Source organism: Rhodococcus sp. 4CII, from assembly GCF_014256275.1.
Lineage (GTDB): Bacteria > Actinomycetota > Actinomycetes > Mycobacteriales > Mycobacteriaceae > Rhodococcus_F > Rhodococcus_F wratislaviensis_A.
The window spans coordinates 156,220-175,511 of sequence record NZ_JACCFE010000003.1; the positions used below are offsets into that span (position 1 = coordinate 156,220).

At 66.1% G+C, this 19,292-nt stretch carries 18 protein-coding genes and 1 pseudogene; 9 read left to right on the forward strand and 10 right to left on the reverse strand.

All coding sequences use genetic code 11. From position 1 onward, the window contains the following. Positions 1-107: 107 nt before the first annotated feature. The 3 genes from H0B43_RS37460 to H0B43_RS37470 all read left to right on the forward strand — a co-directional run bounded on the left by H0B43_RS37460 (position 108) and on the right by H0B43_RS37470 (position 8,052). Positions 108-6,401, forward strand: coding sequence for a helicase-related protein (locus H0B43_RS37460; protein WP_185950106.1), 6,294 nt, complete (start codon positions 108-110; stop codon positions 6,399-6,401). Further along, on the forward strand, positions 6,322-6,888 hold the full coding sequence (locus H0B43_RS37465) for a hypothetical protein (protein ID WP_185730285.1): 567 nt from the start codon (positions 6,322-6,324) through the stop codon (positions 6,886-6,888). Before H0B43_RS37460 ends, H0B43_RS37465 begins: the two co-directional genes overlap by 80 nt. A 180-nt stretch (positions 6,889-7,068) precedes the next feature. Next, positions 7,069-8,052 (forward strand): hypothetical protein, encoded by a 984-nt coding sequence (locus H0B43_RS37470; protein ID WP_185730284.1) that lies wholly within the window; start codon positions 7,069-7,071, stop codon positions 8,050-8,052. 98 nt (positions 8,053-8,150) lie between these two features. On the opposite strand, the gene H0B43_RS37475 is transcribed toward H0B43_RS37470, so the two are convergent. The 5 genes from H0B43_RS37475 to H0B43_RS37495 all read right to left on the reverse strand — a co-directional run bounded on the left by H0B43_RS37475 (position 8,151) and on the right by H0B43_RS37495 (position 12,031). Beyond that, a complete protein-coding gene (locus H0B43_RS37475; RefSeq protein WP_185730283.1) occupies positions 8,151-8,930 on the reverse strand; it encodes an abortive infection family protein in 780 nt (259 codons plus the stop codon). 135 nt (positions 8,931-9,065) lie between these two features. Further along, positions 9,066-9,953: an aminoglycoside phosphotransferase family protein gene (locus H0B43_RS37480; RefSeq protein ID WP_185730282.1), complete on the reverse strand. Its 888-nt coding sequence runs from the start codon at positions 9,951-9,953 to the stop codon at positions 9,066-9,068. Positions 9,954-10,060: 107 nt separating this feature from the next. Further along, entirely contained in the window at positions 10,061-11,011 is a 951-nt protein-coding gene (yidC, locus tag H0B43_RS37485; RefSeq protein WP_185730281.1) for a membrane protein insertase YidC, read from the reverse strand. 130 nt (positions 11,012-11,141) lie between these two features. Further along, complete coding sequence (locus H0B43_RS37490) at positions 11,142-11,465, reverse strand: DUF6412 domain-containing protein (RefSeq protein ID WP_185730448.1); 324 nt, start codon at positions 11,463-11,465, stop codon at positions 11,142-11,144. A 44-nt stretch (positions 11,466-11,509) separates the two neighbouring features. Next, positions 11,510-12,031, reverse strand: coding sequence for an AAA family ATPase (locus H0B43_RS37495; protein ID WP_185730280.1), 522 nt, complete (start codon positions 12,029-12,031; stop codon positions 11,510-11,512). A 430-nt stretch (positions 12,032-12,461) separates the two neighbouring features. Here H0B43_RS37495 and H0B43_RS37500 point away from each other — a divergent pair, with 430 nt between their 5' ends. The 5 genes from H0B43_RS37500 to H0B43_RS37520 all read left to right on the forward strand — a co-directional run bounded on the left by H0B43_RS37500 (position 12,462) and on the right by H0B43_RS37520 (position 14,191). Next, positions 12,462-12,677: a hypothetical protein gene (locus tag H0B43_RS37500; protein ID WP_185730279.1), complete on the forward strand. Its 216-nt coding sequence runs from the start codon at positions 12,462-12,464 to the stop codon at positions 12,675-12,677. 30 nt (positions 12,678-12,707) lie between these two features. Beyond that, positions 12,708-13,112: a hypothetical protein gene (locus H0B43_RS37505; protein ID WP_185730278.1), complete on the forward strand. Its 405-nt coding sequence runs from the start codon at positions 12,708-12,710 to the stop codon at positions 13,110-13,112. 131 nt (positions 13,113-13,243) lie between these two features. Beyond that, positions 13,244-13,591, forward strand: a complete 348-nt coding sequence (locus tag H0B43_RS37510; protein ID WP_185730277.1) for a hypothetical protein — start codon at positions 13,244-13,246, stop codon at positions 13,589-13,591. Positions 13,592-13,607: 16 nt separating this feature from the next. After that, a complete protein-coding gene (locus H0B43_RS37515; RefSeq protein ID WP_185730276.1) occupies positions 13,608-13,835 on the forward strand; it encodes a hypothetical protein in 228 nt (75 codons plus the stop codon). Positions 13,836-13,885: 50 nt separating this feature from the next. Next, positions 13,886-14,191, forward strand: coding sequence for a ParB/Srx family N-terminal domain-containing protein (locus H0B43_RS37520; RefSeq protein WP_312037656.1), 306 nt, complete (start codon positions 13,886-13,888; stop codon positions 14,189-14,191). Between the two features lie 472 nt (positions 14,192-14,663). Here H0B43_RS37520 and H0B43_RS37525 read toward each other — a convergent pair. After that, a pseudogene (locus H0B43_RS37525) lies at positions 14,664-15,426 on the reverse strand (YhjD/YihY/BrkB family envelope integrity protein); the annotation flags it as partial. Between the two features lie 459 nt (positions 15,427-15,885). Between H0B43_RS37525 and H0B43_RS37530 the strand changes: the two are divergent. Continuing rightward, entirely contained in the window at positions 15,886-16,056 is a 171-nt protein-coding gene (locus H0B43_RS37530) for a hypothetical protein (protein WP_252190330.1), read from the forward strand. 22 nt (positions 16,057-16,078) lie between these two features. Here H0B43_RS37530 and H0B43_RS37535 read toward each other — a convergent pair whose 3' ends face one another. The 4 genes from H0B43_RS37535 to H0B43_RS37550 all read right to left on the reverse strand — a co-directional run bounded on the left by H0B43_RS37535 (position 16,079) and on the right by H0B43_RS37550 (position 19,284). Then, positions 16,079-17,050, reverse strand: coding sequence for a calcium/sodium antiporter (locus tag H0B43_RS37535; protein ID WP_185730274.1), 972 nt, complete (start codon positions 17,048-17,050; stop codon positions 16,079-16,081). 91 nt (positions 17,051-17,141) lie between these two features. Continuing rightward, entirely contained in the window at positions 17,142-17,522 is a 381-nt protein-coding gene (locus H0B43_RS37540; protein WP_185730273.1) for an SHOCT domain-containing protein, read from the reverse strand. 325 nt (positions 17,523-17,847) lie between these two features. Beyond that, on the reverse strand, positions 17,848-18,003 hold the full coding sequence (locus H0B43_RS37545; protein WP_185730272.1) for a hypothetical protein: 156 nt from the start codon (positions 18,001-18,003) through the stop codon (positions 17,848-17,850). Positions 18,004-18,045: 42 nt separating this feature from the next. Beyond that, positions 18,046-19,284 (reverse strand): arginine deiminase, encoded by a 1,239-nt coding sequence (locus tag H0B43_RS37550; RefSeq protein WP_185730271.1) that lies wholly within the window; start codon positions 19,282-19,284, stop codon positions 18,046-18,048. Between the last annotated feature and the right edge of the window lie 8 nt (positions 19,285-19,292).

Sequence of the window (19,292 nt, forward strand, 5' to 3'; positions counted from 1 at the left end):
GACGCCAGCCTGCGCGCGTGGCAGGCGGCCGGGAGCATCGACGACCGCGCCGCCGACGTCGAAAAATGGCGGGACTGGGCCCAGAGCGAGCTACGTCAGGACCCCTGGTGGTGGCCCTGGCGGCGAGCACCCTGGTGAGCAAACGGACCAGCGTCGTCCTCGAGGCCGCCGCCGCAGACCTCGCCGACCGCCTCACCGGCCGCCCGGACCTCGCCGCGGTGATCGACGACCACGGCGGTCACCAGTGGCTCACCGCCGAGGTCCGCGGCCCCATCCTGGGCGCACTCGGAGACACCTACCGCGACAAGGCCACCGACTGGCTCGCCCGCGACATCAACACCTTCGTGGCGACGGGCCGTCCCCGCACCCAGGTACACCGGTTCACCCTGCACACCGGCACCCCCATATGGGAGGTCACCACCGACGGCGGTAACAGCCGAGAGCTGTGGGGCGGGCATCACCTACCCGCGGTGCGCCGCGCCACGACCTCAGGCCGCGACACCAGCGCAGGTCCGGTCCGGGAGGGCCTTACTGCCGAACAGGCCCGCGGCCGGTTCGCCGAGATCACCGGGCGGGCACTGAGCCAGGACGAGGTGTTCGCCGCGGCCGCAACATCGCTGCACCCGAGCCTGAACCGGACCGGGTTCTTGACCTCGCAGGGATGCCGGGAGCTGCGCGGACGCGTCCTCACCGAGTTCGAGCGCGACCACCGCGACCTGGCGGCAGCCTGCCGCGCCCACGGACTCGACACCTCGGAGCTGTTGCGCCTGGACATCGCCCATCAGGCTTTCGACACCCTGCACACCAGCGCCCGTGAGCCCGACGACTTGTTCACCGCGGCGACCGGACCGGCCGATCTCGAGGCGTTGCGGGACTCGGAATACCTTGTCGGCGAACCCGGCCAGGACCGGGCGCAGGTCAACTATCGGTGGCGCACCAAGGACTGGCAGGTCACCCGCGGCGGCGCCGAACCGGTCATCACGGCAACCCTTGCCGAGGCGATCGCCACCGCCCGCACCGGACGGCGCGCCGAGTCGGCTGCGGCGACCGAGGTCACCGCGAGCATCATCGGTGAGCGCGACACCCGCGACCACCTCGAGAACGAACCCGCAGCCGACGCTCCGCCCGTCGCCGTCCAGCCGGTCCCGGACCAGCCGGGCGCGGCGGCCGCGAACTTCGTCCTCGGAGCCGAGGTACTGGCCCCGTCCGGGGCAAAGGCCCGCGCCCGGGCGAACATCGACGCGATCCGCCTGGTGCACCAGCTCGGCGACGAACACCGGGCAGCGACCCCGGCCGAACAGCGGATCCTCGCCGCCTGGTCCGGGTGGGGTGCGGTCCCGGACATCTTCGACAAGCGCAAACCGGAGTGGGACGAGCTCCGCACCGACCTCTCCGCCGTGCTGACCCCGCCGGAGATCGACGCCGCCCGCGCCTCCACCCTCAACGCCCACTACACCGATCCGGCGATCGCGGCCGAGATGTGGTCCGCGCTGGGCAGAGCCGGGTTCACCGGCGGCCGGGTCCTCGAACCGGGCTGTGGGGCCGGCAACTTCATCGGTCACGCCCCGAAGGGCACCCGGATGGTCGGGGTGGAGCTGGACCCGATGACCGCCCAGATCGCACACCACCTGTACCCGGGGCACCAGGTCCGGGGTCACGGATTCGAGAAGTTCTCCCCCGACGAGGGCGCCTTCACCGCGGTGATCGGCAATGTCCCGTTCGGCAACTTCGCGGTCGGTGACCCGCTGCACAACCCGTCCGGGCTGACCATTCACAACTATTTCCTCCGTAAGTCCCTGGCGCTGACCGAAACCGGTGGTTACGTCGCGGTCATCACCAGCGCTTTCACCTCCGACGCCCAGCGGACCAAGGCCCGCGAGGAGATCGCCGAACTCGGCGACCTGGTTGGCGCACTGCGGTTGCCGACCAAGGCATTCGACCGGCAGGCCGGTACCGATGTGGTCACCGACCTGCTGATCTTCCGGCGCCGCGAGGCCGGTCGCGCACCGGCAGCGGCGACCGAGCAGTGGATCACCACCTCGAAGGCTGAGCTGGCCGACGGTGAGATCCAGGTCAACGACTACTTCCTGGCCAACCCGGAGAACGTGCTCGGCGAACTCGGGGTCGGGTCGGGCATGTACTCGGCGGCCACCTTGAAGGTGACCGCCGACCCGTCCCGCCCGTTGGCCACCCAGGTCCGTGACCGGCTGACCGCGATCGTCGACGGCGCGAAGAGGGCGGGGCTCGGGCAGGACGCCGAACAGCCGGCCGCCGACCCGATGCTCGATCGGGTCGGGCTGGTCACTGCGGAAGAAGCCGCGATCACCGAGGTTCCGGGATCCGTGCGGTTCAACGACGAGATCGAAATGTTCGAGCAGCTCTCCCTCGGCGGCCGGTGGACGCCGGTGCCGTCGAAGATCGACAAGGCCCGCACCGCCCAGTGGAAGTCCATGCTCGCCATGGCCGGCACAGTCACCGACCTCGTCGACTCCCAGCGCACCGGCGGCGACGAGGACACCAAGAACCGGCTGCGGGCGCAGCTGAACCGCCAGTACGACGGGTATGCGCGCAAGTACGGGCCGCTCAACCGGTTCACCTGGGTCACTCCGGGCCCGCCGACGCAGAAGGTCATCGACAAACGCTTCGCCGACCTGGAGAAGAAGTGGCGGACCAACAACGGCGACGAGACCGGCCCGGTCACCGGGGCACTACCCGAGGACGTCGCCGCCCGACTGCTGGCGGAGGCATCCGAGCCGAACCCGCCGTGGAAGAAGATGCGGCACCTCGAGGGCGCCATCCGCTACGACCCGGCGATCCAGCTGGTCCGCAGCATCGAAATCTTCGACGAGGACACCCAGCAGGCGCGGAAGTCGAAGATCTTCACCGAGGACGTCATCACCCCGCCGCAGCGAGCCCAGTCCGCCCAGGACGTCGCCGAAGCGCTGGCAGTCAGCTTGGACGAGACCGGGCAGGTCGACCTGGACCGAATCTCCGGGCTGGTCGGCATCGACATCGACGCCGCCCGGAACCAACTCGCCGGGCTGGTCTTCCCCAACCCGGAAGACCCGACCGAGCTGATCCCGGCCCCGAGGTTCCTGTCCGGAAACGTGCGGGAGAAGTTGGCGGCCACCGAAGCCGCCGCCAGGTCGGACCCGCAGCTCTACGCCGGCGCGGTCGATGCACTGCGGCAGGTGATCCCGGCGGATCTGGATCCGACCAACATCACCGTCCGCCCCGGCGCGAACTGGGTGCCGACCCCGATGTACGCGCAGTTCATCCGGGAAGCGTTCTCGGTGCACCCGGACACCCGCATCGCGGTCGAGTACTCCCCCATCACCGCGTCCTGGGACTTCACGATCGCCGGGGACCAGTACACCGACCCCTACGGGCTGCCGTACGAAACCGCCGGGGACCGGCGCGGCGTCGACGGGTTGTCGTTGCTGGAGAAGATCGCCAACAACCAGCCCATCCGGGTGTTCAAGACCGAGGCCGAACTCGAGCACTCCCCCAAGCCGCGGTTCCACGAAGAGCTCACCGAGGAACTTCAACAGCGGGCCGAGATGCTCGAAACGGCGTTCGGGGACTGGCTGTTCAACGACCCGGCCCGCACCGCCGAGCTGACCCGAGTGTTCAACGACCGGTTCAACTCCTTCGTCGACCCCGCCTACAACGGGCAGGGACGCACCTTCCCCGGACTGCGGATCGCACCGCATCCGCACCAGGCCGCCGTCGCGGTGCGGCAGATCAACGAACCGTCGGTGCTCCTCGACCACACCGTCGGCACCGGCAAGACCTGGTCGATCACGATGTGCGCGATGGAGATGCGCCGCCTCGGGCAGATCAAACAGCCCTGGGTGGTGGTCCCGAACCACCTCATCGACCAGTGGGGCCGCGAGGTCGCCGACGCCTACCCCGGTGCCCGGGTGCTGGTCGGGGACGACTTCAAATCCCGCGCCGACCGGCAACTGTTCATGGCGCAATCGGCGTCCCAGGACTGGGATCTGGTGATCGTCCCGGAACCGGCCTTCACCAAGATGCAGTGTTCGGTCGACACCCAGGCCGCCTACATCGCCGACGAGATCACCAAGCTCGAACAAGCCCGGGAAGCCGCTACCGGGCAGAACACGATCAAGGAGATCGAGAAGGCCAAGAAGCGGTGGCAGGACAAGCTCGAGAAGAAGATCAACGCCGACTCCAAGGACGTCGGCTTCTCCTTCGAGCAAACCGGCTGTGACTACCTGTTTCTCGACGAAGCGCACATGTGGAAGAACCTCTCCCGCCAGTCCAACAACGCCGACCTGGCGCTGCGGGAAGGATCGAGCCGGGCCACCGACCTGGACATGAAACTGTCCTACCTGCGGCGGAAGTACCGCCAGCGCGCCGCCGTCGAGGGCCGCAAACCCGTTCCGGAGAAGGTCGTCACCTTCGCCACCGGCACCCCGGTCGCCAACAGCATGTCCGAGCTGTGGGTGATGACGAAGTACCTGCGCCCGGACCTGCTCGAGGCTGGCGGCATGGAGAACATCGACGCCTGGGCGGCGAACTTCGCCGCGATGCGCCAATCGGTCGAAATGAACGTCACCGGCTCCGAACTGCGGTCGGTGTCGAGGATCGGCAAGTTCGTCAACCTGCCCGCCCTGATGGCGATGAACGCCCAGTTCACCGACGTCGTCATCCGCGAGCAGGTCCCCGCGACCCTTCCCGAGATCGCCGGCGGCGGCCGCCAGAACCTGACCTTCGAAATGCCGCAACAGGTCCGAGACTTCATGATCGACCTGGACGAGCGGATGCAGATGTACACCGGCAAGACCGCGCACATCGACAACCCACTCAAGATCGGCAGCGACGGCGCCAACGTCACCCTCGACCCCCGCCTCGGCGGCCTCGACGCACCACCAGCGGGCGAAGGCCGGGTCGACCTGCTGGTGAACAAGCTCTGGGAGATCGAGCAACGCACCGCCGACACCGTCTACTACGACGAGGCCGGCAACCCGGAACCACGCACCGGCGGTCTGCAGATCGTGTTCCTCGACCGCGGCACCCCCAAGACCGGCCGCGACGACACCGTCTACGACATCATTCGCGCCGACCTGGTCGCCCGCGGCATGTCCCCCGGCGCGGTCCAGTTCATCCAGGACTACCCCAAGCCGAAGGACAAGCGGGAGTTGTTCGCCGCCTGCCGACGCGGAGAGGTGAAAGTGCTCATCGGCTCGTCGGAGACGATGGGCACCGGCATGAACGTGCAGAAACGCGCGACCGCGCTCTACCACGTCGACTGCCCCTGGCGGCCCGCGGACCTCGAACAACGCGAGGGCCGGATCATCCGGCAGGGCAACCAGAACAAGACCGTCGAGATCATCAACATCGTCGGGGAACGCTCCTACGACACCACCAAGTGGCAGACCGTGGAGAAGAAGTCCGCGTACATCGAGCAGCTTCGCCGCGGGGCGATCGACTTCTCCGAGGCCGAAGACATCGGCAGCGACGACATGACCTCGTCGATGGCCGCGACCAAGGCCGCCGCGACCGGCGATCCCCGCTACATCGAGGTCGTCGAACTCGAAACCCGCCTCCGCAAACTCAACGCCGAAGCCCGCGCCCATCGCTCCGACCAGGAGCGAATCAAGTGGCAGCTGCACGACAACCGCACCCGATTGCCGATCCTGACCAAGGAGATCGAGGAAGGCCGCGAAGTCGCCGACGCCCTCACCGCCTGGGGTGAACTGCCCCGCAAACAGCGGACCCTCACCGTGGGCGGGCGTGCGGTCTCATTCGCCGAACCGGCGGAGGTACGCAAGGCGGTGCAAACCCGGCTGGCGCACATCGCCGGTGACCTCGAACGCCAACCCGACGGCCAGCACATGGTGGTCGAGATTGCCGGCGCCGAAATTTCGATGGGCCGGCTCCCGGTCGGCGGGTACGCATTCCGCCTCACCGGTGGCATCGTCCGCACCGTCGACGCCGAGGTCGTCGACCTGGCGCTCGGCAGCGCCGACGGCGGATCCGGCATGGTGACCCGGCTGACCAACATGGCCGCCGACCTGCCCGCCGCGATGGACCTGCACGTCAAGGACCGCGACTACATGGTCACCCAGACCGAGCAGCTCGCCGACAAGCTCGGGGTCCCGTTCGCCAAGACCGACGAGATCACCCGCCTCACACACCTACAACGAGATGCGGGCCGACCTCGCCGCCCGGGAGAACTCGCCCGAGGCGCTCGCCGAGAAGGAGGCGACCAAGGAACGATTGGCGGCCGCCGGCATGTACCGCGGGTGGACCCGCGACCTCAACCCCACCCGCGGGCACGCCGAAGACCAGGGCATGACCGAGGACGAGCTGCGGGAAGCCACCCCGGGCCGGATGGTGGAGGCCGCGAAGGAGCACGCCGAACGCAAGGCTGAGCGGGCGGCGAACCCGCAACCACCGCGGTGGCAGCGCACCGACGAGATCGGCTCCGAGCTCACCGCCGGATTCGACCGTGACACCGGCGATCCCGGCGCCGTGGTGAAGTGGACCGGCCGCGACTGGTACTGGTCCGCCCACAACGACAGGGAAACCCTCGACAGCGGCACCTTCCCCCACCGGGACGCCGCGATCTCCGCCGCCGAGAAGACCGTCGGAACGGTCCTCGCGGAAGTCGCCATTCCACCGGTGGCGGTGTGGGAAAGAGACCACGCTGCGCTGACCGAGGCGCGCGCCAACGGCGGCCAGCCTGCGGCCGCCGCCGAGACGGTGACCGACACGGAGTTGGCCGAGGTCATGCGGCTGGTCCAGTCCGACTACCCCACCCACGCAACTGCGGCCGCCGCAACGAACACCGCCACGATCGAGCGGATCCCACCCGGACTGCGAGCCGAACGCGGCCGCGACACCGGCCGGGAACGGTGATATCAGGCGGGCATGATATGCGTTTAACGGTCGCTGGATGTCGTGCCCGCCCAATTCACGGCCGGAAATAGTGCCTACCATCTAAGCTCCATCAGCAGGTAAGGCTGTGGTGATCATCCACGCATCAGCCCCTGCGGTCTACCGGTATGAAACGATTGATATCCCATAGCTCATTCGGGGGTGCAGATGTCGAACGATGGCGGCAGGGGACGCATCGATGATCCCGGCGAGGAGGAGAGTGTTCTCCGAATCCTCCAAGGGCTAACCACGGTCACCAAGGAAATCCAGCGACATCTCGGTACGCTCACCGAGTTGCAGAGCGCACGCGGCCTCTCGGCAGACATACTAAAGAAGCTGGCACGGCCAGAGGATGAGCTGATACGTGTCGCGAACATCTTGAGAGTCGCTGCACCCACTTTGCTGGATCTCCCTGACTCGGCGCGGATTGCAGCGCTCAGAGACCTAGCTGGGGAAGTCGCTCAAAGGGTCAAGGTCCCAAGCGCCGAGTTCGCCAAGCGTGTTGAACCCAGGGACCGGGACTTTGTCTACTGGCTCTCGCTCGAAGCGGAAACCCTTCTCGAATTGCTAGTCAGGGAGGCGGAGGAAAGCGCGGTCGACGAGGCGTCGAACCAGCGGCCGCGTACAGCCGAACTACACCTAGATACCGACGACGAAGTGGCAATCGCTCGGGTACAGGAAGCATTGGACGATCTCGCGGTCGCTGTCGGCCTCGAACTGCAGTTGGACAGCGAATGGCGTGGTTCGGTTCATCGCGGATTTTTTGCTCGAATCCGGTCAGGATTTCGATCGGACGAAGTGCAGAAGCGAGTTCAGAAGCTTGAGACCCAGGTCGAGATGATGACTGTGAACAAGTCTCGGGCTGAACTGGACACGGCGTACGCCCAACAGGTCACGGCACTAATCGACAGTTTGCGCGCGAGCAATGCCAACGCCGTCATCCGCTTCTTCGGAATGCTGTTCGTGGCGCAGTGCGAGGGCGGTACGACGAAAGTTCTCGCACTGGTGTTGACGGCGGACCAAGCAGAAGCACTCGATCGCTACGCCGGTGACATCATGGATCCGCGTGCAGTCCTTGATTACCTCCAGCTCAGTCAGCGAACGATACAAAACGCGGACGTGGAAACAAGTGAACTCGAACGTTAGCCATGGCCAACGATCATCCTGAATCTGAAACTCACTCGAACCTCCCGCAATTAGTCACAAACGCCATTATCTGAGAGCCGATTCGGCCGTCGCTTCGTCTACGGTCGGGTCGGCTTCTCGACGTGGGTATCGATCAGGAAGCCGGCGACGGCGAAACCGGCGTTGACGGCGAGCTTCGCGTGTCGCGGTGCAGGCCGGACAGACGACTTACCGCGACCGTGTGAGTCGCTCAAACTGTTGCGCATTGCAGCCAGCCCGTTCACGACGGTGCCCACTCCGCTCAGTATTTGTTTGATGATTTGCTCGGTGTGTTGGTCCGGGGCGATGTTCATAGCGGAAGCTGCAGCCTTGTACAGCTTCGAGAGGTCGCCTCCATCGTCGTACGACGCGCCACGTTCGTCACAAATGTGCTTGCAGATACTCTCCAAAGTGGTTCGAGTTGCGGTGATGGCACCCTCGGGATCACTGACGATCTTGTCCAAGGCTGCGTCCCACGACCGCCGCACCGCATCCCAGTCATCGAGCTGGTCAAGCCTGTCCGATGCGGCCATCGAACCAGGTACGGAGCCCTCCAGCAGCATGCTGCGCAGCTTCGCGATGTCGTCTTCTGAGGGCATCGTGTACTTGCTCGAGCCATCGTAGGTACACAGATCGAGCAGGAATCGACGCTGATCATCGACGGAAAGGCTGTTCAGCCCCGTCTCGAACAGCTGCCAGCGGGACGGCCCGCCACCGGACATCGTGTACGACCCGAGCACGTCGGTGTAGTCGGCGAAGATCCGATGGATGTCCGGCCCGCTAAACCCGGTATCTCGCGCGAACATGTCGGTCGCGAGCTTGATGATCCTGTAGGGCAATGTGGAACGAGAGGATGGCATCAGAGGATCGTTGCACCCGCAGTGCCCCGATCCATCGGGAGGCCCGGGATATTGGCCTCGTGTCGCTAGGCTCGCTCCGCAACTGGTGGGCAGGAAGCCGCCAGCCGCAACCGTCCTGGATGCGCCGCCACGCGGTCAGTTCGTCGCCAGGACCCGTTCAAGCGTGGCGAAGCCTGCTGGTTCCCAGGTCGGTTTGCCCCCGGGAAGACCAATCCTCCCGTTCTGTCCGATCCTGATCATGCCCAGGGCACGCAAGACAGCCCAGCCACGGGCCCGGGTAATGGTCGCTTCGTCGACCTGCCCATAGGCGTCGAAGAACCGACTCGCCGCCCCGGCAGGCAACAGGATCCAGGCAGCTGAAAGATCGGTCGCGGGATCGCCGGCGCACATCTCGCCGAAGTCGATCACCCCCGCAAGCATCCCGTCCCGGACGACCACGTTCGCCGGATGCAAGTCACCATGCAGCCACAGCGGCGCACCCTGCCAGACGGGCGCTGCTACAGCCTTCTCCCAGACTTCCCGCGCACCCTTCACGCTCGGATGGTCGGCAATGATCTTGAACCCGCCGTCGACCCCTTCCCGCAACCTGGCCAGAGGAATGCCCCGCACAGGGTTAGCCGGCGCGTCGGCGGGCGCCTCTATGTGCAGCGCACCAAGGAACTCGGCGAGAACCTCGGCCGCATCGATGCGTGTGACTGGCACGTGATCGGCCGGCTCACCCTCAACCCAGCGCGCGATCGTCCAGATGTGCTCGAACAGGCTCGAAGGTTTGCCGATACGCACCGGAATGGGTGTTGGCAGTGGCAAGCGGTTCGCCAACACCGGCAGCCAGGTCTGCTCAATGTGCAGTAGAGCAGGCGCGCGCTCAGTGCGAGGCAAGCGCACGGCCAGCTCCTCCCCGAGTCGCCATTGCTGGTTGTCCCAGCCCCCGTTGATGTCTCGGAGCTCAAGGTCTGCCAGATCTGGATGCTGATCCCGTAGCAACGTTCGCACCAGGTCCTGCTCGAACTTGACCTCGTCCATCAATAAGCTCCGATCGCTATGTACGTCAGCCCGCCCGTTGAATGAGCCACGGCCGGTCTCTGCGGCGGCGAATCCTTCTCCGCCGTGGCCAGCGTCGATCACGATAGTCACCGTCGGCGTTTCTGATTCTTCCTATCGGCAGTGTTCTTCCGGGCATTCGGCCGGGCACCTGGTTTCCGTGCGGCGGCGGTCCGCCGTTCGGCTTCCGCCGCGTGCTTCGCGGCTTCTTCCCTGTCGATCTGGGCGAATACAAGATGTTGCTGCCCGTAGGTCCAAAGGTTGTTGCTCACCCAGTACAGCAGGATCGCGATCATCAGAAACGGTCCGCCGACGAGAACGCCGAGCGGGAACACCCAGAGCATCAGCTTGTTCATGATCGCCGCCTGCGGGTTCGCCGCCGCCTCGGGGCTCTGCCGCCCCAACGATGCCCGGGCGTTGAAGTGCGTGGCGAGACTCGCGATCACCATCAGCGGGATCGCCACGGCGGCGATCGTGGCCACCGTCGGGATCCCGCCGTAGGACGCAAACGACGCCAGAGTGCTCTGCGGGCTGGTGATCGCCACGGAGATCGGTGCCCCGAACAGGCGGGCGCTCAGGAACGACTGAACATCCGCTGTGCTGAAGATGTAGTTCGGGGTGTTCGCGTTTGCCTCCGGCGACATTCCGAGCTGGCCCAAACCAGTTCCGGTGCGGTTGAAGGACCGAAGGACGTGGTAGAGGCCGAGGAAGACCGGCGCCTGCACCAACGCGGGCAGGCACCCCATCAACGGGTTGAAGCCGTGTTCCTTCTGCAGTTTCTGCATCTCGGCGGCCTGCTTTTGGCGGTCGCCGGAGTACTTGCGCTGCAGGGCCTTGATTTGGGGTTGTAGGTCCTGCATCTGGCGGGTCGTGCGCACCTGTCGGATCGCGGGATTGAGCAGCAGGATCCGCAGGGTGAACACCAGGAACACCACGGCCAGAGCCCAGGCGAAACCGTTGTCCGGTCCCAGCACTGAGCCGAAGATTTTGTGCCAGAACCAGAGAATGGCGGAGACGGGGTAGTAGACGAAATCGAGCATGGAGCACCTCGCAACTGCACGGCGCGTTTGTCGCGGCATCGTGCGAGTGGGTTCACGCCGGGCCTTGTGGGAGGGCGGCGTGCGAATGGACTAGGTCGGCTGGGAAGGACCGACGCAACGCGTTAGAGCGCTACGCGGCCTGCAGGACCAGTCCGGGTGCTCGTGGAAGGCGGGGACGACCGGGGGTGTCAGGAGCGCTCTGCCGGCGGAATGCGCCACGCAGGCGTTGTTCCTCGCGCGGTGGGCCGGATTCCGGTTCCGTGATCAGGTGCAGTGGGGATCGTGAGCTGTGGCCGGCCACCGCGAGAAGCAGGAGAACCGCCACCGCGACACCCACCACCGCGGCCGGTGCGTCGATCGCCAGCGTTGCCGCAATCACCAAAGTCAGCACGGCCACCCAGGTGAGCTGAACGAGATTCAACCCCTGGGTGAGGACAGACCAGATCCGTGCCATGCACGAATCATACCGAGGGCGACCGCGGATCTCCGGGTCGACGATTACGTCACCCAGCTGTGGATGCTCTGGAGGTTCGCCTTGATCGGCTCCATCGCGTCAACGGTCAGGTGGGGCACCGTCAGCGGTGACGATTCCGCACGCGAACGTTGAACATGGGCCCAGTCGACCTCGTGCCAGCCCGGGATGTTCCGCTGTCGCCCTTCGACTCGGCGGCGATGCTCGGTCTCGTCACTACAGACACATTCGACCACGTGGAGCCGGGTGCCGTACTTGTCTGTCACTTCCTGCCATCTCAGCGCAACCGTGTCGTCGATCCCGCAGTCGACCACCGCACCCTGGTCGAGCATCAGCTGCCGCGTGATCAACGACTCAAGCATGCTGTGATACATCGCGAGGTAGCGCTGACGATCCAATCTCGCCAGCACCGGATGTGCCGGGGCAAGGGATCCCAGCAGCCAGTCGCCCGAGAAGGCGGGTACACCGAGATCACGGGCAAGCCGGTCCGCGAGGGTCGACTTCCCGGTGCCAGAGAGTCCGGTGAACACGACTACTGGGCAGCTCATACCCTGGATCGTCCTATAACTGACAGCCTCGCGTCGCCAACCACCCACCGAGTCCACGAACGATCCTCGCTGTGGACGCGCATCGTTGGCGCTAGGCCCGGCGCACCATGTCACCGTCCCTCCGGTCCGGTGCTGGCCACCTGCGGTGTCCCCTGATTCGAGCTCCGCTGCGCTCCGCCCGGTGAAGAGCGTTCTTGTTGTTCCCTTCTGGCCTTCCGAGTCTCGCCGGCGGTGACCTGCGCGCAACCGCCGACGCCTGCGGCGGCCCAAGGGCTCCGAAAATTCTTTCCTCCGCTTCGCTCCCCCAAGATTTTTCGGCTCGACAGTTGCACTCCGGCCCCCTCATACCGGCGGTCCTCTCCTTTGCCAGAAGGGCACAAAAAATGATCTGGGCCGCGCAGGTGGCCCGGCTGAGTATCGGAGGTTCTGAGTGAGCACCACCATCGTCCTCGACACGGTCATCGACCCCATCGCCGTCGCGCGTGCGATCTACGCCGACTTGCGGGTCGAGGAGGACCCCGACTTCGACGACCTGGGCACGGATATGCGTGCCGAGCTGGTGGGCATGGTCTTCGGCCTGGTCCCCGACGACCCGTACATCCAAGCGGCCGAGATCCGGCTGGTCCCTGCCGACTTCGGCCTCTGACCACATCCAACCCTTCAGAAGGAGACACACATGCGCACCACCTTTTCCGCCGTCGTGATCGAGATCGACGGCACCATGACCGCCCAGGACCTCCCGGTCGACCCGTTGTGGGCGAGCCTGCGGATCCCGGCCGGTATCGGCGCGGCGCTGGACGCCGTCGGTGACGTCGGCACTACCGGGTTTGTCCTCGGACGCGGCCCGCACCAGGGCACGGCGAGCCTGCTCGTGGGGGCGAACCACCAGCATGTCCCCGCCGTCCCGGTCAACCAGTTGGCCACCGCGATCGTCCACCGATATGGCCCGGCGACCGACCGACCGATTCGCGGTCGCGCCGTTCTGGTCGCCGGATGGGATGAGAACCCGGAACCGATCCTCGGGCCGGTCGCGGAGGCACTGATCGCCAGCCGCAGCACTCGCCCCGCCCAGGCGGCGTAAGCACTCCGATCCGGAACGTCGGTGGGAACCGGGCAGCAACTATCTGCCCGGTTCCCACCGCCACGACGGACACCACTCACGCGACTGGGACCGGAAAGTTCCGGTCCCATCACCACCGAAGGGAACCTCAGATGAATGTGACACCGGGAGCGCCGAGTGTGCCGATGCGGGTGCTGCACAACGATGCACGGGACGCGATGCTCATCGGCTACACCGACGGCGACCCCTTGCGCGAGGTGGCCCGGTTCGAGATGGATCCGCGCCGCGACCTGGAGGTGAACCTCGAGGAGGTGTTCGCGGCGTTCAACGAACCCGGCCCCCAGCTTGTCGGACTCGAAGTGGTCCGCCGGTACCGGGCCGAGCGGCACCGATCGCTGAGCAAGGGCGACGTCCTGTTCTACGGCGAAGTCGCGTACGCCGTCGCTGCCGCCGGATTCGTCCGGGTCTACCCGACGCGCGAATCCATCACCTTCCGCTGACCATCAGGAGATCTCAATGACCGAGGAGACGGTCCGCATCATCCGCGAGCAGGGATTCACCGCCGGTGTGCTCGCGTCGTGCGGCGAGAGCGACGACGAGCCGCTGTACGTGCTCGCCGAACGTGCGGGCATCGAGTTCGGCTACATGGCCGCCGAACTCGACACCTTCAACGACGGCTTCGCCGCCGGGTGGCAGATGGCACGGCAGGCGGACGGCCCCGCCGATACACCGGCCCCCCGCTGACGAGGAACCACCCGGAAACAAGAGAACACCGGGCAGCAACTATCTGCCCGGTGTTCTCGCCCGAGACAGTACAGGAGAGAGACATCATGACCGCAACACAGCAACCGGTGGGCGTTGAGCTGATCGAGGTCGACCCGCGCACCCTCGACGTCGGCAAGAACGTGCGCGACCAGGTGGACCTCGAGGCGACACCGGGATTCGTGGCGTCGGTCCGCGAGCACGGTGTGCTGCACCCGATTACCGCGAACCGCCGCGAGGACGGGAGCCTGGTGGTGATTGACGGACAGCGACGAACGTTCCCTGGAAAGTCAGCGTGTTGTGCCTTCAGATGTTGTCTCGAAGTTTACGGCTGGTAGGGCACCCCCGCCGAGGCCAAGGCGCTGGGCGCGTTCTACCACCGCCAGCTCACCAGCACCGCGGCGGCGGTCGGCGCGGGCTACTCGGCCGGCGCCGATGACCTCGAGGGAGGGTAAGCCGGTGCTCATGCGCCGCAGGGGAGCCTGGCCACCGGCCTACCGTCCCCCGCCGCTGCCGTTGAACGGGATGACCTCGGTACGTGACCCATCAGGATGACGGGGGGCTACCGAGGAATACTTGCTGACGCCCCGGTCCCGGAGCAGTTGTCGAGGGCGGAGGGAATCTACAGCTACCCGGATCCACCGGAACCGGGAACGAACCTGCGGCCGGACTTTAGGGGGTTCCGGTTCGATAGATCGGCGCCTGAAGTAGTGATTCATATCACAAATTCTAGGCCGACTCTCAGCGGGAGAAGATTCCTCGGCTTCCCGGTCACTGCAGCAAATCGGATCGCGAGATCGACGACTACACCACACTCTCTGCCTGCGTGGCCGCCCATGCAGTGGCGAACAGCAGCATGCGAGAGGCCAGATAGGTGAACACCAGCACACCGATGATCGGCCCGAACGCCACACCGGCCGAACCTCTCGTGACAACTTGCAGGTAGATCGCACCGACCTGCTTGAAGATCTCAAAGACGATCGCCGCGAACAGCGCCGCCGTCGTCGCATTCCGGAAGGTGACGGGTCCACGCGGCAGGCGCGCGATAACCCAGATGAAGACCACCCAAGTGGCGACCAGCGACAGCACCACCGACAGCACCCGCAGTCCGGCGTCGACCGCGGCGACCTCGTCGAGGTTGAGGAACGCGAGAACGGTGCGGCCCCCCCGGCCCGCTGCTGAGCGCCGACCCACCGAGGGAGACGACGAGGGCGAGGCCGAGACCGACGAGCGCCGCCGCGTCGCCAGCTTCGTGCGGACGAACCCCTTCGGCGCATAGGTGCACCCCCACATCACGGTCAAGGCGTCACGCACGTTCGCCATCCACCGCAGCCCCGCATAGGCCGCACCAACCAAACCCAGGACACACACTGGTACGGGATGCGATCGCCGTGTCGATCACGTCGTTGAGGGTGTCGCCGAGCGTGCCCGGAATGTTGTCGGTGATCTCGTCCTGCAACTGCTGCAACAAGTCGGGCTGGCCCACCAACACGAAACCCGCGATCGCGAAGACCACCATGAGGATCGGGATCAATGCCAGCACGCTGAAATATGTGATTCCCGCGGCATAGTAGAGAAAGCGCGGTTCGCCAACCATGCTCCCCCCTTCGGTGTCAGCAAACCTACCTTGTCGCGCACGGTCTGCCCGCGTTGCGACGACACCGTTCGGGGCGCTTGGGGTGCCGGGCCCTGGTCCGCTGTCCGCGCGAATCCTCGGCGTGACATCGGCTCGGCAGTCCCCGCTTGGTGCGGGTCATTGGGGGCCGGGGACCTGCGGCGGGGTTATCCGCGCCGCCCCTACCCGCCGCGCGGTGCTGCCACAAATGTTGGGCCCGGAGCAGCGCAGCCGCGGCGCAGCCCGCGGGAAGGTTCGCCGCCCCGAACTTCATCACCTGTGGGTGAGTCGGCGCCCGCACCCGTTCGGCATGCTGGCCGAGAGGAGTGCTTGGACATCACATGGGGGCATGCCGTGCCGGATCCGCCATCAGATTGGCCCGAGAACGTGTATTACAGGTTCGTTCTCGCTGAGGGTGTGTCCGAACGTGTCCTTGCCGCCTTCCCGGAACTGGTGGCACGTAGTGGGCCGGCAGACGAAGTCACGCTCTACGGGCGGGTTCACGGTCCCCCGGATCTGCGTGAGCTTCTCGCCCGCTTCGACGATCTCGGATTGACCGTGATCGAGATCCACCGAACTACCACTTGACGGTTTTTCTCTCCGACCGTCCTCAGGTGCGGGCGATGAGGAGATAGGTCAGGTAGAGGGCGTAGCACCCGACGAAGACGGCGCCCTCGAATCGCGAGACTTTGCGGCCGGTCACGAAGACGGGCACGCAGGCGAGCGCCACGGCGGTCATGACCGGTAGGTCGACGCGCAGGACCTCGGGTGGCACCTCGATGCCGCCGGGTGCGACGAGTGCGGTGATGCCGAGGATGAGGGCGATGTTGTAGACGCTGGAGCCGAGAAGGTTGCCGAGGGCGACATCGCGGTCTCCGCGCACCGTCGAGATGAGGGTGGTGACGAGTTCGGGCGCGGAGGTGCCGATGGCGATGATCGTCAGTCCGATGACAGCCTCGGAAACTCCGAAGGCCCGGGCGAGGTCCACCGCGCCGCCGACGAGCACTTCGGCGCCGACCACCACGATCGCGAGACCGCCGACGAGGAGGGCGAAATCACGCACCAACCGGGCGGCCGACTTCTCCTCGGGGGGTGGCGCGAATTCGTGGTCGAATTCGGCTTGGACGGTGGCCGGTTCGTGGCGTCCGAGGCGGACGATCGCGGCGGTGTAGCCGAACCCGAACAGGATGAGGATCGTGCCGTCCAGCGTGCTCAGTTGCCCGTCGCGGGCCAGGACGAGAAGCAGGACCGCCGCGAATGCGATGACGGGCAGGTCGGTGCGCAGCGTCTGGATGCCCAGCGCGATGGACCGGATCGCGGCGCTGCCGCCGAGGATCAACAGCAGGTTCACGATGTTGGTGCCGACGATGTTGCCGACCGCCAGCGCTGCGCTGCCGGTGAGTGCCGCGTCGATGCCGATAGCGAGTTCGGGGGCACTGGTACCGAGCGAGACGATCGTCAATCCGATCACGATCGGTGCAATGGCCAGCCGCGCCGCGATCCGGGATGCTCCGCGTACCAGCAGCTCGGCGCCACCGATGAGGACGACCAGGCCGCCACCGACCGCGAGTGCTGCATTCACCGATCTTTCCCCCTGCCCTCGGTGTCATGACCGACTCGACATGGCGGGCAGGCAGGCACCGCAGCACCACCGGCCGTGGGGCAGGTCAAGGTCAGCTCAAGGCCTTCGCCTTGAGCTGCTCGAACTCCGCCGAGCTGATCGTGCCGGCGTCGAGCAGTGCCTTGGCGTCGGCGATCTGCTCGGCTGGGGACTTTCCGGCAATGTCCTTGATGTAGGTGTCGGTGGCCTCCTTGGCCGCCTGCTGGGCCTCGCGCTGCCGGTCGGCGATGCCCCGGCCGCGGACGATCAGGTACACGAACGCCGTGAGATAGGGCAGCACAATGAGGAAGATGATCCACAGGATCCGCGCGATGCTGGACATGGTGCGGTCGCGGAACAGGTCGGTGAGAACCTGGAACAGCACGATCAGGTAGGCGACGAAGGCGAACACCATCAGCGTGTACCAGAATAGTTCCCAGAACGAATCCAACATGGTCGACTCTCCTTCAGGTGTGGGGCTGCCCGGGTTCGGGAAGCCTCGGGGTGCTCGGGGCGGTCTCACTGGAGGCGGTGCGGTTGCGGGCCACCGCCGGGCGAAGTGCCTAACCTGTTCGTAGAGGGCGGATTCGGCGCTCTCACCGCTCGTTGCCGTATCCCCTCGGCCGTGCCCGGAACCTGCGACTTCACTTCACCAGTACGACCGGCAACAGCACGGTGTCCAGTGCGGTGACGAGCCGTACGACGATGGTCGCGAGGATCCAGGTACGCCGGCCCGAGCTGGTCAGGCCACCGAAGAGCGATGCGATCAGGAAGATTCGTCAGTACCAGTACTGGCGTCCGCCGACCTTCTGCCCGCGCAGTCCGAGCAGCAGGAGGATCAGGCCGAGGACAGCGACGATGAGGCCTGCGATCCACAGCGTGGAGATCTTGACGATCAAGCCGATGACGATGAGAACAACACCGATGGCGATCATGGCCAATTCCTTTGTAAGAGTGGGCTCGGGTTTCGCGCACGGTCAGAATTCGATCGGGTCGCGGCTGATGGGGCAGGTCATGCAGTGGCCGCCGCCGCGGCCGCGGCCCAGTTCGGCGCCGACGATGGTGATCACTTCGATGCCTTCCTTGCGGAGCAGGGCGTTGGTGTGGGTGTTGCGGTCGTACGCGAATACGACCCCCGGTTCGGCGGCGACGAGGTTGTTGCCGCTGTCCCATTGCTGGCGTTCGTTGGCGTAGAAGCCGCCGCCGGTTTCGACGATCCGGAGCTTGCTGAAATTCAGGGCTTCGGCGACCACGTCGACGAACGGTGCCTTCTCCTCGGTGACCTCCACACCGGTGTCGGACGGGCGCAGGGAGAAGGTGTGGATGCCCCCGACGATGTCGGGGAAGATGGTGACGCAGTCCCGGTCGGCGAAGGTGAACACGGTGTCCAGGTGCATGGCGGCCCGGAGTTTCGGCATTCCGGCGACGATGACACGGTCGGCGGCCTGGTTCTGGAACAGGGACGCGGCGACCTGGGTGATGGCCTGGCGGGAGGTGCGTTCGCTCATCCCGATCAGTACGGCGCCGTTGCCGATCGGCATCACATCGCCGCCCTCGAAGGTGGCCAGGCCCCAGTCCTGTTCGGGGTCGCCCCACCACACCTGCGCCTCGGTGAAGTCGGGGTGGAAGGTGTAGATCGCCTTCATCAGCAGGGTTTCGTCGTGCCGGGCGGGCCAGTAGAGCGGGTTGAGGGTGACCCCGCCGTAGATCCAGCAGCTGGTGTCGCGGGTGTAGAGGGTGTTCGGCAGCGGTGGCATCAGGTATTCGCGGACCCCGGTCTGTTCGCGGGCGAGAGCGAGGTATCCGGGCCTGAAGTCGTCGGGCAGGTCCGCGGTCGCCAGGCCCCCGATCAACAGGGTGGCCAGGGTGCGGTCGTCGAGGCCCTCGAGGTAGGCGCGGGTGTCCTCGACCAGGCCGAGTCCGACCTCGTTGGCGACGATCTTGCGGTCCAGGATCCACGTCTTGGCATCGGGGACTGCGAGGGTGTCGGCGAGCAGGTTGTGCAGTTCGATCACCTCGATGCCGCGCTCGCGCATCTTGGTCATGAAATCGAAGTGGTCCCGTTTGGCGTTCTGCACCCACAGCACGTCGTCGAAGAGCAGGTCGTCGCAGTTGCTCGGAGTCAGCCGTTCGTGGGCGAGGCCGGGGGCGCAGACCAGGACCTTGCGCAGGGTCCCGACCTCGGAATGGACACCATGCGGTGCGCTGCTGACCATGTTCTTCT

Excerpts from the sequence above, each read along its gene's own strand:
- H0B43_RS37465 (WP_185730285.1), top strand. The coding sequence starts at position 6,322 with ATGACCGAGGACGAGCTGCGGGAAGCCACCCCGGGCCGGATGGTGGAG.
- H0B43_RS37475 (WP_185730283.1), bottom strand. The coding sequence starts at position 8,930 with ATGCCATCCTCTCGTTCCACATTGCCCTACAGGATCATCAAGCTCGCG.
- H0B43_RS37480 (WP_185730282.1), bottom strand. The coding sequence starts at position 9,953 with ATGGACGAGGTCAAGTTCGAGCAGGACCTGGTGCGAACGTTGCTACGG.
- yidC (WP_185730281.1), bottom strand. The coding sequence starts at position 11,011 with ATGCTCGATTTCGTCTACTACCCCGTCTCCGCCATTCTCTGGTTCTGG.
- H0B43_RS37490 (WP_185730448.1), bottom strand. The coding sequence starts at position 11,465 with ATGGCACGGATCTGGTCTGTCCTCACCCAGGGGTTGAATCTCGTTCAG.
- H0B43_RS37495 (WP_185730280.1), bottom strand. The coding sequence starts at position 12,031 with ATGAGCTGCCCAGTAGTCGTGTTCACCGGACTCTCTGGCACCGGGAAG.
- H0B43_RS37505 (WP_185730278.1), top strand. The coding sequence starts at position 12,708 with ATGCGCACCACCTTTTCCGCCGTCGTGATCGAGATCGACGGCACCATG.
- H0B43_RS37510 (WP_185730277.1), top strand. The coding sequence starts at position 13,244 with ATGAATGTGACACCGGGAGCGCCGAGTGTGCCGATGCGGGTGCTGCAC.
- H0B43_RS37515 (WP_185730276.1), top strand. The coding sequence starts at position 13,608 with ATGACCGAGGAGACGGTCCGCATCATCCGCGAGCAGGGATTCACCGCC.
- H0B43_RS37540 (WP_185730273.1), bottom strand. The coding sequence starts at position 17,522 with ATGTTGGATTCGTTCTGGGAACTATTCTGGTACACGCTGATGGTGTTC.
- H0B43_RS37545 (WP_185730272.1), bottom strand. The coding sequence starts at position 18,003 with ATGATCGCCATCGGTGTTGTTCTCATCGTCATCGGCTTGATCGTCAAG.
- H0B43_RS37550 (WP_185730271.1), bottom strand. The coding sequence starts at position 19,284 with ATGGTCAGCAGCGCACCGCATGGTGTCCATTCCGAGGTCGGGACCCTG.